The organism is Nocardia sp. NPDC049707, from assembly GCF_040674855.1.
In the GTDB taxonomy this organism is placed as follows: Bacteria; Actinomycetota; Actinomycetes; order Mycobacteriales; family Mycobacteriaceae; genus Nocardia.
This window is the reverse complement of the sequence record NZ_JBFANN010000014.1, coordinates 16,002-28,632: the sequence shown is the minus strand read 5'-3', so window position 1 is coordinate 28,632 and position 12,631 is coordinate 16,002. Positions and strand designations below refer to the sequence as shown.

The following is a 12,631-nucleotide window of genomic DNA, read 5'->3' as shown; positions in this document are numbered from 1 at the left end:
AGGTTTCGTGGACGCAGTTGTGCGCCAAAGAATCCGGCAGCGCAGGGCGCCTGCACTTCCGCCCGTCGGGAGATGTCGATCAGTTCTGGCGTCGATGTCTACTCGGCGTTGAGGGTTACGACCTGGACGGACGGGTAGCGTGCTGCCAGCTTTCGGTCGAGTGTCGCCAGTGCGGCGTTGCTGGTTTGTGCGAATGCGGCCAGGTAGTCGTCGGTCCACAGTTTGTGGCTGTTGTCGTCCCTGGCGGAGAACGCACGAAACACGGCTTCCAGCTCAGCGGGTTCCTCCGCCCAGAGCACTCGTTCGTCGTTGTTGAGCTGATCGACGATTCGCCACGCCGCGCTCCGCGTCAAGACATCGGTTCCCATGACCGCGGGGTTGGACAGCAGCCGGAGCAGACCTGTTTGGGTAACTCTGCACAGGAGCAGGCTGTCGGTTTGTTCGCCGAACCATGCTGCCGCGATCTTGTGATGTACGTGCCTGCCCCACACCGCCGCAAGCCAGACGCCGACGTCGACCAAGGTCATTGCGCGTACTTCTCGATGTCCTCGGCCTCGAACGCCGCTTCTATGTCGGCGTTGGTGATAGAGGTCTTCGGCTCTGCATCTGGTGCGCTTACCAGCGGGAAGGTGACGCGCCCGTGCTTTCGGCCGGGTGTGCCCGCGCCGATCTCGTGAGTCAGCGCCTTGGTGAAGAGATCCTTCAGGCTCATCCCACGCTCGACGGCAGCGATTTTCGCGGCCTGCATCAACTCTGGTGGCAGATCGATCGTGGTGCGCATAAAAGCATATTAGCACTGCGGTAGAAGTGGTCAGGGCTGAATGAATTGCCTGGGCCCCGACGGCTTTTCGGGCGGCTTGTCAGTGGATCTGCGGAATGCATCAGTGGATGCGGTCCGTCCTCGTCCGCCGCTACCACCACGGTAGGCCGAGCTCCTGCGGCAAACTCGCGACCTGAGTTGCGGCAGCGAGCGCGTCTTTCGCTTGCTCGAGTTCCAGTGACAGCTCAGCAATGATGCGGCGGAGGGTCTTCGTGGTGGCACGTTCGGCTGCGAGTCGCCGTATCTGCTCGGCCGTGGGCAGGGATGCTAGCTGAGACCTAGCGCCTAGGGCTCGAACCTGCGACGCGCGACCTACGGTTTCTCGAGTGCCGCTTCGGCATTCTCGTCTGCTGCCCCGCTTTGACCTGCGCATACGCTTATTCGGAATGGTGCCCTCGGCAGGATTCGAACCTGCGGCCTTCTGCTCCGGAGGCAGACGCTCTATCCCCTGAGCTACGAGGGCGGGATAGTTCTCGAACGGTGCCGGGTAAGGCGGCCGATCGGGCGGGGCCAAGCGTATCGCATTGCGGGGCGTCCGCCAAAAAGTGCGTCGGGCCGGGGAGTTTCGATCCTCCGGCCCGACGCGATGGATCAGTTCAGCGGCAGTGGTGTCGCGTTGCGGGCGGTCAGCATGGTGGTGATGAGTTGGGCTTCGCCCTGCTGGGTGGTCGCCATGGTGGCGGCCAGCGTGCGTACCGCGGTGGTTTCGGCATGCTGGGCGCCGTATTCGATCATCGAGAATCCGCCCTGGTGGTGGCGCAGCATCAGCTGCAGGAACATCGTGTCCAGGGCAGGCCCGGTGGCCTGGCGCAGCGCGGTCAGCTCCGCGGTGGTGGCCATGCCCGGCATGGCAGCCGAAGGGCCGGAGGACATGGTGTGGTCGGCGCCGGAATGTGAATGGCCCGACTGTTCGGTCATCCAGCCCATATAGCCGTCGACATTCTGATTCGGCTTACCCCACATCTGCAGCCAGCCCTGCAACCGGCCGATCTGCCCCTGCTGGGTGGTCAGAATGTCGTAGGCCAGCCTGCGCACCTCGTTGTCGGTGGAACCGATGAGCGCGATACCGGCCATTTCGACGGCCTGCGCATGGTGCGCCGACATGTCCTGGCTGAATCCGATATCGACCGCGCTGGGATCGGGTTCAGCATTGCTGTCCAGCGGCAGCCGGGCCAGCACGCCGACGGCGAAACCGATCAGCAGGATGCCGATCGCGCCGAGCACCAGCAGCGGTGTGCGCTGCCGCCGCACCTGCGCACCCAAACCCGCGGAATCGCCTGCCACGTCCGGCTCGATCTCGATCTCGGTGTCCACGGGCATCTACTGACCTTTCATCGGCTGGGTCGGAATTCCCGTGGGCACACCGGGGATATTCGGCACACCCGGAATGTTCGGCATACCCGGAATATTCGGCATACCGGGCAGACCACCCGCGGCGCCGCCGAGTTCGGTCGTGTCCTGGGTCAAGCCCTTACCGTCCATCGGCACCGCATCCGGTCCGGGCGGCGTCGGGTCGTACGGCGTCGGGTTGTTCGCGTCGAACGCCGGATTCGAGCAGCTCGCGCCCACCTCGGGGTAGGCGTACACGTTCTCGCGCAAGGCGGTGATGAACTGGTTGATCCGCTTGTCGTCGGCGCTGTCCAGCTTCAGCTGATGCCCCCAGGATTGCAGCGTTATCGGCGATGTCAGACCGGGGAACGGCGACATCAACGTGAACGGCTTACCTTCGACCTTCTGCGCGAGTGTGTCGATGCCCGCCGGGTCGACCTTGTCGGGGTTGTAGGCGATCCACACCGCACCGTGCTCGAGTGCATGCACCGCGTTCTCCAGCCGGATCGGTTTGCTGTAGACCACACCCATGCAGTTCGCCCAGACCTGATCGTGCGGCCCACCGAACGGCGGGGTCTGGTCATACGCGACGCGCTGCGTGCCCGAGACATGCAGTCCGGCCGGATAGTCCTTCTTGACCACTCCGGCGATCTGATCCGACGGATCCTTCTGCTGCGCGCTCGGTGTGAATTTCTCGAGTTCGGCTTTGTCTCGATACTTCGGTACCAGGCTGAACGCGAGCGCACCGATCAATGCGATGATCACCACGGCGGCTCCGATGACCAACCAGGGGATCTGGCGCTTCTTCAACGGACCTTTGCCCACTGGGACCTGGCCGCCGCCTTTTTTCCGCGACGGTGCGACCTTGCCCGCGGCCCGGACGGCCTTGGCCGATTTGGCGCTCGTGCTGCTCGGCATAGCTTGCTGTGCTCTTTCCACGTATTGATCCACCGTGCTGGGTGGTTGCGGAGGGCTCCGCCGAGGTGCCCACTCGAGGCGTACACCTGCCCAGACCATAGGATAGAGACTCGTGACTCCAGCTGACCTTGCAGATCTCCTTCGCGCCACCGCGGCGAAGGTGCTTGTCGAACGTGGACTGGACCCGACGGTCCTGCCCGACGAGGTCAATGTGGAGCGCCCTCGTAATCCGGAACATGGCGACTATGCCACGAATCTGGCCATGCAGGTAGGTAAGAAGGCCGGAACGAATCCGCGCGAGTTGGCGACCTGGCTGGCCGCGGCGCTGGCCGACACGGACGGCATCGCCGCCGCGGAGGTCGCCGGTCCCGGCTTCCTCAACATCCGACTCGCCGCCTCCGCGCAGGGCGCGATCCTGCAACAGGTACTGACCGCGGGCGCGGCCTACGGCACCTCGGGCACCCTGCAGGGCACCCGGATCAATCTGGAATTCGTATCGGCCAATCCGACCGGTCCGGTACATCTCGGCGGCACCCGCTGGGCTTCCGTCGGTGATGCGCTCGGCCGCATTCTTGCCGCGCAGGGCGCCGACGTGACCCGCGAGTACTACTTCAACGACCACGGCGCGCAGATCGACCGCTACGCCAAATCCCTGGTCGCCGCCGCCACCGGCGCGCCGACCCCGGAGAACGGCTACGCAGGCGAATATATCGGCGAGATCGCCGCCAAGATCGTGGCCGCGCATCCGGAGGCGCTGACCCGACCGGAGAGCGAGCAGCTCGAACTGTTCCGTGCCGAGGGTGTCGAGTTGATGTTCGCCCGTATCAAGGAATCGCTGCACGAATTCGGCACCGACTTCGATGTGTACTTCAACGAGAGTTCGTTGTTCGAATCCGGTGCGGTCGAAGCGGCTGTCACCAAGCTCAAGGATTCCGGCGACCTCTACGAAAAGGACGGGGCCTGGTGGATCGCCAGTTCCGAATACGGTGACGATCAGGACCGTGTCGTTCTCAAAAGCGATGGCAATGCCGCCTATATTGCCGGTGATATCGCTTATTTCCAGAACAAGCGCTCGCGCGGCTTCGACCTGTGCATCTACATGCTCGGTGCGGACCATCATGGCTATATCGGCCGGTTGAAGGCCGCCGCTGCCGCCTTCGGCGACGATCCGGCCACCGTCGAGGTGCTTATCGGGCAGATGGTGAATCTCGTCAAAGATGGTGTGGCCGTGCGGATGTCCAAGCGTGCGGGCACCGTGGTGACCCTCGACGATCTGGTCGAGGCCATCGGTGTCGATGCCTCCCGATACTCGCTGGTGCGCAGCTCGGTGAATTCGAGTATCGATATCGATTTGAACCTGTGGACCAGTCAGAGCAACGAAAACCCGGTCTACTACGTGCAATACGCGCACGCCAGGACCGCGTCCATCGCCCGCAACGCCGCCGAATTCGAATATGACACGGTGACACCGGATTTCGCTCTGCTCACCGCCGATGAAGAGGGTGAACTCGTCCGCACCATCGGCGAATATCCACGCACCGTGGCCAGTGCCGCGAGCCTGCGCGAACCGCACCGCGTCGCACGGTATCTGGAGGAACTGGCCGGCACCTACCACCGGTTCCAGACCAATAAGAACCTGCGCGTACTGCCTCTCGGCGACGAACCCGTCACGCCGACCAATGCCGCCAGGCTCGCCCTGGCCAATGCCACCCGTCAGGTGCTGAGCAATGGCCTCGGGCTGCTCGGCGTGAGTGCACCGGAGCGTATGTAGAGTGAGTGAGCGCAGCGAACGAACCATCGGCACAGTGCCTCGGGCGGTCACTACGGAGCCGGGTGTCAGCGAGGCGCAGTCGTGAGCGTCCATCCTGCCGGTCCTCGGCACGCCGAAATCCCACACGCACCCAGCCTTGCGGAGCGTCCGAGCGATCCAGAGCAGATGATCGATCTGCCCGCGAATGTCTGGCCGCGCAACGCTTCTCGCGATGCCGATGGGGTCGTGCACCTAGCTGGTGTGCCCGTGCGTGAACTCGCCGAGCAGTTCGGCACCCCGTTGTTCGTGGTCGACGAGGACGACTTCCGTTCCCGCTGCCGCGATATGGTCGCCGCCTTCGGCCCGGACGCCCGAGTTCACTACGCCTCCAAGGCATTCCTGTGCAGTGAGATCGCCCGCTGGATCCGTGACGAGGGCCTTTCCCTCGATGTCTGCTCCGGCGGCGAACTGGCCGTCGCACTGCATGCGGGCTTCCCGGCGAACCGAATCGCTTTGCACGGCAACAACAAATCGACCGCCGAGCTGGCGGCAGCGGTCGAGGCGGGCGTCGGTCATGTAGTGGTCGACTCGCTCATCGAGATCGACCGCTTGGAGGCCATCGCGGGCCGTGCCGGAGTGGTGCAGGATGTGCTCGTCCGCGTCACCGTCGGCGTGGAAGCCCATACCCACGAATATATTTCGACCGCGCACGAGGATCAGAAGTTCGGTTTCTCGATCGCCGGCGGCGATGCCATGGAGGCGCTCGCCCGAGTCTTCGAGGCCGATAATCTCCGACTCGTCGGTCTGCACAGTCATATCGGTTCGCAGATCTTCGAAATCGATGGTTTCGAGATCGCCGCGCGTCGCATGCTCGGCCTGCTCCGCGAGGCCATCGATAGGTTCGGCATCGAGCGCACCGCGCAGATCGCCACGCTGGATCTCGGTGGCGGACTTGGTATTTCGTACCTGCCCCAGGACGATCCGCCGCCGCTCGACGAATTCGCGGCGAGCCTGCGCAAGCTGGTCGCCACCGAGGCGAGCCGCGCCGGACTGCTCGAGCCGAAGATCGCCGTCGAACCCGGCCGCGCGATTGCGGGACCGGGCACCGTCACCCTCTACGAGGTCGGCACCATCAAGGACATTTCGCTCGACGGTGGACTGCGCAGGCGTTACATCAGCGTCGACGGCGGCATGAGCGACAACATCCGCCCCGCGCTGTATCAGGCCGACTACGACTGCCGGTTGGTCTCGCGCTCCTCCGACGCTGAGCCCGTGGTCGCCCGGGTCGTCGGAAAGCATTGCGAAAGTGGGGATATCGTCATCCGCGATACGTGGATGCCGGCCGATGTCGGCCCCGGTGATCTGCTCGCCGTCGCCGCGACCGGCGCGTACTGCTACTCGATGTCCAGCCGGTACAACCAGCTGACTCGTCCGGCGGTCGTCGCGGTGCGGGGCGGCGTGCCGCGACTCATTCTGCGCCGGGAAACGGTGGCGGATCTGCTCAGCCTGGAGGTGCAATGAACTCAATATCGCGTAGCGATTCCATTCCGGGCGGTGCTCGGGCGACGGATGGGCCCGGCGCTGCGAAGTTCGGCGTATGGGGAACCGATCGTCCGATCGGAGTCGCGGTCCTCGGGATGGGCAATGTCGGGACCGAGGTGGTCCGCATTCTGCGCGACCACGCCGATGACCTGCGTGCGCGCGTCGGCGCGCCGGTGGTGCTGCGCGGTGTCGCCGTGCGCAACCTGAACGCCGACCGCGGCATCCCGGCCGAATTGCTGACTACCGATGCCGACGCGCTGGTCGCCCGTGACGATGTCGATCTGGTAGTCGAGGTCATCGGCGGCATCGATCCGGCCCGCCGCCTCATCCTGGCCGCGCTCAACGCGGGCAAATCCGTGGTGACCGCAAATAAGGCCCTGCTGGCCGACTACACCGGTGAACTGGCCGCCGCTGCCGAGCGCAATCGCGCCGACCTGTATTTCGAGGCCGCTGTCGCGGGCGCGATCCCGGTGGTGCGCCCGCTGATCCAGTCGCTGTCCGGTGACCGGGTGAACAAGGTCGTCGGCATCGTCAATGGCACCACCAACTTCATCCTCTCCGCGATGGACGAGACCGGCGCCGACTACCAGGTCACCCTCGACGAGGCCACCCGCCTCGGCTACGCGGAGGCCGATCCGACCGCCGATGTCGAGGGTTACGATGCCGCCGCCAAGGCGGCGATCCTGGCCTCGCTGGCCTTCCATACCCGGGTGACCGCGGCCGATGTGTATCGCGAGGGCATTTCCAAGATCACCGCGGAGGATCTCGAGACGGCCTCCGCACTGGACTGCACGGTCAAATTGCTCGCTATCTGCGAGCGGGTCGCTGCGGGTCCGGGCGAACCGGGTCCGGAAGAGGGCGGCAAGGAGCGCGTCTCGGTGCGCGTCTACCCGGCCCTCATACCGCGCAAGCACCCCTTGGCCGCGGTCACCGGCGCGTTCAACGCGGTGGTCGTCGAGGCGGAGAACGCCGGCCGGCTGATGTTCTACGGCCAGGGCGCTGGCGGTGCCCCGACGGCCTCCGCGGTACTCGGCGATCTGGTGATGGCCGCGCGCAACAAGTTCTTCGGTGGGCGTGCTCCGGGCGAGTCGGTTTATGCTGAGCTACCGATCGCGCCGATCGGCGATACGCCGACGCGTTACCACGTGAACCTGCAGGTCGCGGATCGACCCGGGGTGCTGGCCAAGGTGGCTGGCGAATTCGCCAACCACGAGGTGAGCATCTCCACGGTCCGTCAGGAAGGACATGGCGAGGGCGCGCGCTTGGTCGTGGTCACCCACCACGCATCGGAGTCGGCGCTCGCGGACACCGTCGCCGCCCTGGCGGAAATGGAATCCGTCACATCCGTGACCAGCGTTCTGAGATTGGAAGGCACCAACGAATGAGTACGACTGGCATTGCGCCGCAGGCAGGGGTGCACTCCCAGTGGCCCGGCCTGATCGCCGCATACCGCGATCGGCTGGCCGGCGCAGCCGACTGGGAGCCGGTCACCCTCTACGAGGGCGGCACGCCGCTGGTGCCCGCACCGCATCTGTCCCAGCTGACCGGATGTGATGTCTATCTCAAGGTGGAGGGCCTGAACCCGACCGGATCCTTCAAGGACCGCGGGATGACCATGGCCATCACCGACGCGAAGTACCGCGGTCAGCAGGCGGTGCTGTGCGCGTCCACAGGCAACACCTCGGCGTCGGCAGCGGCCTATGCGACCCGGGCCGGGATGAGCTGTGCGGTGCTGATTCCGCAGGGCAAGATCGCCATGGGCAAGCTGGCCCAGGCCGTCATGCTCGGCGCGAAGATCATCCAGGTCGACGGCAACTTCGACGACTGTCTCGAACTGGCGCGCAAGGTCACCGCGGAATTCCCGACCGTCGGTCTGGTGAATTCGGTGAATCCGGCCCGCATCGAGGGCCAGAAGACGGCCTCGTTCGAGATCTGCGATGTGCTCGGCAAGGCACCCGACGTGCACGCCCTTCCGGTGGGCAATGCGGGCAATATCACCGCCTACTGGCGCGGCTACCGCGAGTACTACGCCGACGGCATCACCAGCGGGCTGCCGCGCATGCTCGGCGTGCAGGCCGCGGGCGCCGCGCCGCTGGTCAACGGTGCCCCGGTCAAGGATCCCGAGACCATCGCGACCGCCATCCGGATCGGTGCGCCCGCGTCCTGGAACGGCGCGGTGGAGGCCAAGGAGCAGTCCGGTGGCGCCTTCCGCGCCGCCACCGACGCGGAGATCCTGGAGGCGTACCGACTGGTCGCCGCGACCGAGGGGGTTTTCGTCGAGCCCGCGTCGGCGGCCAGCATCGCCGGCCTGCTCGCCGCGCGCAAGGAGGGTTGGCTGGATTCCGGTCTGACCGTCGTGTGCACGGTGACCGGTAACGGCCTCAAGGATCCGGATAACGCGCTCGCGGGAATGCCTCAGGTGCAGGCGATTCCGGTCGACCCGATCGCGGTCGCCCACGAACTCGAGCTGGCCTGAGTTGAATTCGCGCGAAAGCCAGCTGATGACAAGGACGTTGCCCGCCGGTCTGTCCGTGACCGCGCGGGTGCCCGCGTCCAGTGCCAACCTCGGCCCCGGATTCGATTCGCTCGGTATGGCTTTGGGCATTTACGACGAGATCGAGGTGCGCACTACCGATTCCGGCCTTACCATCCGAGTCGAGGGGGAGGGCGCTGACGATGTGCCATGGGGCCCTTCGCATCTCGTGGTGCGGGCGATCGAGCGCGGCCTGGAGGCGGCGGGCGTCTGGGCCGATGGCCTCGATGTGGTGTGCCGCAACGTGATTCCGCATTCGCGTGGTCTCGGTTCGTCGGCTTCGGCGGTGGTCGGCGGGCTTGCCGCGGGCTGTGGTCTTGCGACGAAACTGGATCCGGCGTTGGCCACCGGCAGTGACCAATTGGTCCAGCTCGCATCGGAATTCGAGGGTCATCCCGACAATGCGGCGGCCAGCGTGCTCGGTGGAATCGTGGTGTCCTGGACCGAAACCGCTGCGGACGCCGGCAAAGACGGCGCCGCGGCGACCGATCACGGCCGTGTCTACCGCGCCGTGCGCCTGGATCCGCATCCGACCCTGCGTCCGGTGGTGCTGATACCCGAGGAGCGCTCATCGACCGCACATACCCGCGGACTGTTGCCCGAAGTCGTGCCGCACGGTGATGCCGCGTTCAATGTCAGCCGCGCCGCACTCGCGGTCGTCGCTCTGACCCAACGCCCTGACCTGCTGCTGCCCGCAACGGTCGATCGTCTGCATCAGACCCAGCGCGCACCCGCACTCCCACTGACCACATCCTGGATCGCCCGGCTGCGGGCGGCCGGGATCGCGGCCACGGTATCCGGCGCCGGACCGACCGTACTGGCCTTGGGTACCAGCGATTTCCCCGCCGAACTCCGGCAACTTGCGGCCATCGACGGGCTCCGCGTGGTCGAACCGGGACTCGCGGAAGGCGTCCAGGTCCACGGTGTCTGATCGCGGTACTCCCGGTGCCCTGCGTGATTACGCTCGCGCGCTACCGCCTCCGGGCCCGTCGCTCGCACCGCGGCGGCGTGCCTGCCTTGCCGAGGTTCTAGGTTGCCAGCTATCCTGAGCACGTCCGTACATCGTGCGCATCAGACGCCGGTGCTTCATCAGGGCAATCGCTCCAGCAGGCTCCAGGCTCGAGCCTCCAGGCCATGGGGGTGCTGCGTAGCTGCGCAACTGGAATGATCTCTCCCACCTTTCGGGAACTGGTGGCGAAGCCGCCGGTCCGGCGGGGCAGGTGATACGGCAAAAAGCGCCGGTCCGAGCTGTGTGTTCGGCCCTCGCATCCGAGTCCGGCAGAACGCCCGGACTGCGGGACGAAACCCTCGAAACAGCAAATGGCAGTCGAGGGAAGGAAAGGATTTCCGTGACAGATACGGACCTGCTCGCGACACCTGGGGTCGATTCCAACCCGGCAGGGAACCGCGAAAGTGACTCCGGACAGATTTCGAAGATGAGCGAACAAACCGACGTCGCACGATCGGGGCTGACTGGAATGTTGTTGCCGCAGTTGCGCGCGCTCGCGGGGGAGCTCGGTATCCGAGGCACCTCTGGAATGCGCAAGGGCGATTTGATCGCCGCCATCAAGGAAAATCAGGCCGGAAAGTCGGCGAAGGCGGAAAAGCCGGCGCGGGGCGAGGTGAAGTCCGATGCGGGCGCCGCCAAGGCGGCGAAGGCCGAGCAGGGCACCCTCGACGTGACGCCTGCCGCTGCCGCTCCGGCGAAGCAAGCCCAAGTCAAGGACGCTCCGGCGAAACAGGCTGTCGCGCAGGAGGCCGTCGCCGAATCCGCCGCGCCGAAGACCGCCGAGAAGTCGGCCGAGCCGAAGTCCGATCAGGCGCAGGCCGATGCGGCCGCGCCCGCGGAGACTACGGAGGATTCCGGTCGCGACGGCGGTCAGCGCGGTCGCGGCAGGCAGCGTCGTGGTCGTGACCAGGCGCGCACCGCCGGCGATGCGGCCCCGGGCGAGGCCCGCGGTGATGAGCCCAAGCAGGAGCAGGAGCAGGGCGAACGTCGCCGCGAGCGCAACCAGAACGGCAATGCCAACGGCGGCCGCGGTGGCGAGGGCGGCGGCCGCACTGAGGCCGGCCGTGGCGGTGACGAGGACGAGGGCGGTCGTGGCCGGCGGGGACGCCGGTTCCGGGAACGTCGTCGTGGTCGCGACCGCGATGGTGGCGCCGGTGGCGGTGAGGCCCGCGAACTCGAGATCCGCGAGGACGATGTCCTGCAGCCGGTCGCGGGAATTCTTGATGTGCTGGACAACTACGCGTTCGTGCGCACCTCCGGCTACCTGGCCGGTCCGAACGACGTCTACGTCTCGATGAACCTGGTCCGCAAGAACGGCCTGCGCCGCGGTGACGCGATCACCGGTGCGGTGCGCGCCCCGCGCGACGGTGAGCAGAGCAACCAGCGCCAGAAGTTCGATCCGCTGGTGCGCCTGGATACGGTCAACGGCGGTGAGATCGAGGCGGCCAAGCGGCGCCCCGAATTCGCCAAGCTCACCCCGCTGTACCCGAATCAGCGTCTGCGCCTGGAGACCCAGCCGAACAAGCTGACCACACGCGTCATCGACCTGATCATGCCGATCGGTAAGGGCCAGCGCGCCCTGATCGTCTCCCCGCCCAAGGCGGGTAAGACGACGATCATGCAGGACATCGCGAACGCCATCGCCATCAACAACCCGGAGGTCTACCTCATGGTTGTGCTGGTCGACGAGCGTCCGGAAGAGGTCACCGATATGCAGCGTTCGGTGAAGGGCGAGGTCATCGCCTCGACCTTCGATCGTCCGCCGTCGGACCACACCTCGGTCGCCGAACTGGCCATCGAGCGCGCCAAGCGCCTGGTGGAAATGGGCAAAGACGTTGTGGTGCTGCTCGACTCGATCACTCGGTTGGGTCGCGCGTACAACAACTCCTCGCCCGCCTCGGGCCGCATCCTCTCCGGTGGTGTCGACTCGACCGCGCTGTACCCGCCCAAGCGGTTCCTCGGCGCGGCACGCAATATCGAGAACGGCGGCTCGCTCACCATCATCGCGACAGCGATGGTCGAGACCGGTTCCACCGGTGACACGGTGATCTTCGAGGAGTTCAAGGGCACCGGTAACGCCGAACTCAAGCTGGACCGCAAGATCGCGGAACGGCGCGTGTTCCCGGCGGTCGACGTCAACCCGTCCGGCACGCGTAAGGACGAGCTACTGCTCAGCCCCGACGAGGCGGCAGTGCTGCACAAGTTGCGCCGCGTACTGTCCGGCCTGGACTCGCATCAGGCGATCGATCTGCTGATCGACCGCCTGAAGAAGTCCAAGAACAACCTCGAGTTCCTGATGCAGGTCAGCAAGACCGCACCGGGCGCGCTCGACGAATGAGTGAACGGGGACTCCGCACAGGTGGAGTCCCCGTACTCTTTGCGCATACTTCACAACTGATTTCGTGCGCACATGGGTAACTCGTCCGGGACGTCCAGCGCTGAAGTCCGCTGTCGGCCGCGGGGCCGCAACGGTAGTTTCTACACGCACGACGTCCGGCAAAAAGGTGGCGCGGGAGCGTCCTTTCGGCATTGTCGGGCTGAAGAACGCGAGACCGATACCGGCCGCGCCCGCGATCATGAAGGCCAGGATGATCGCCGTCGTGGCGGCCGAGCTATCGTAGTGCGCGGCAGTGGCCGGGTCGAACTGTGCGGAAGTGGGCTTCGCGTACGCGTAGGTGTCCGGGCGATCCGGAACGGTGAACCAGCCGACCCCGACAGTGAGAATCAACG

Annotated in this window: 10 protein-coding genes and 1 tRNA gene; 6 read left to right on the top strand and 5 right to left on the bottom strand. The window is 65.9% G+C overall.

Features of this window, described 5'->3' with window-relative positions; translation table 11 throughout:
- Window positions 1–98: 98 nt before the first annotated feature.
- From AB0J29_RS15340 to AB0J29_RS15320, 5 genes are all read right to left on the bottom strand, one after another.
- Window positions 99–527 carry a TA system VapC family ribonuclease toxin gene (locus AB0J29_RS15340; RefSeq protein ID WP_364785314.1) on the bottom strand — a complete coding sequence of 143 codons (429 nt, stop codon included), beginning with the start codon at window positions 525–527 and terminating at the stop codon, window positions 99–101.
- Window positions 524–781 carry a hypothetical protein gene (locus tag AB0J29_RS15335; protein ID WP_364785311.1) on the bottom strand — a complete coding sequence of 86 codons (258 nt, stop codon included), beginning with the start codon at window positions 779–781 and terminating at the stop codon, window positions 524–526. Before AB0J29_RS15335 ends, AB0J29_RS15340 begins: the two co-directional genes overlap by 4 nt.
- A gap of 426 nt (window positions 782–1,207) precedes the next feature.
- Window positions 1,208–1,283 (bottom strand) — tRNA-Arg (locus AB0J29_RS15330).
- 128 nt (window positions 1,284–1,411) lie between these two features.
- Window positions 1,412–2,140, bottom strand: coding sequence for a DUF305 domain-containing protein (locus AB0J29_RS15325; protein WP_364785308.1), 729 nt, complete (start codon window positions 2,138–2,140; stop codon window positions 1,412–1,414).
- Window positions 2,141–3,067 carry a DUF3105 domain-containing protein gene (locus tag AB0J29_RS15320; protein ID WP_364785305.1) on the bottom strand — a complete coding sequence of 309 codons (927 nt, stop codon included), beginning with the start codon at window positions 3,065–3,067 and terminating at the stop codon, window positions 2,141–2,143. It lies immediately after the preceding gene.
- Window positions 3,068–3,179: 112 nt separating this feature from the next.
- Between AB0J29_RS15320 and argS the strand changes: the two genes are divergently transcribed.
- From argS to rho, 6 genes are all read left to right on the top strand, one after another.
- Window positions 3,180–4,838, top strand: a complete 1,659-nt coding sequence (argS, locus tag AB0J29_RS15315) for an arginine--tRNA ligase (protein WP_364785302.1) — start codon at window positions 3,180–3,182, stop codon at window positions 4,836–4,838.
- Window positions 4,839–4,919: 81 nt separating this feature from the next.
- The gene (lysA, locus tag AB0J29_RS15310) at window positions 4,920–6,338 is read left to right on the top strand and encodes a diaminopimelate decarboxylase (protein WP_364785299.1); all 1,419 of its coding nucleotides are present in this window, start codon (window positions 4,920–4,922) and stop codon (window positions 6,336–6,338) included.
- Window positions 6,335–7,744, top strand: a complete 1,410-nt coding sequence (locus AB0J29_RS15305) for a homoserine dehydrogenase (protein ID WP_364785297.1) — start codon at window positions 6,335–6,337, stop codon at window positions 7,742–7,744. Before lysA ends, AB0J29_RS15305 begins: the two co-directional genes overlap by 4 nt.
- On the top strand, window positions 7,741–8,835 hold the full coding sequence (thrC, locus tag AB0J29_RS15300) for a threonine synthase (RefSeq protein WP_364785294.1): 1,095 nt from the start codon (window positions 7,741–7,743) through the stop codon (window positions 8,833–8,835). The genes AB0J29_RS15305 and thrC overlap by 4 nt, the downstream gene beginning before the upstream one ends.
- Window positions 8,836–8,860: 25 nt before the next feature.
- The gene (gene thrB, locus AB0J29_RS15295; protein WP_364785291.1) at window positions 8,861–9,823 is read left to right on the top strand and encodes a homoserine kinase; all 963 of its coding nucleotides are present in this window, start codon (window positions 8,861–8,863) and stop codon (window positions 9,821–9,823) included.
- A gap of 505 nt (window positions 9,824–10,328) precedes the next feature.
- Window positions 10,329–12,239 (top strand): transcription termination factor Rho, encoded by a 1,911-nt coding sequence (gene rho / locus AB0J29_RS15290; RefSeq protein WP_364785288.1) that lies wholly within the window; start codon window positions 10,329–10,331, stop codon window positions 12,237–12,239.
- Window positions 12,240–12,631: the final 392 nt, after the last annotated feature.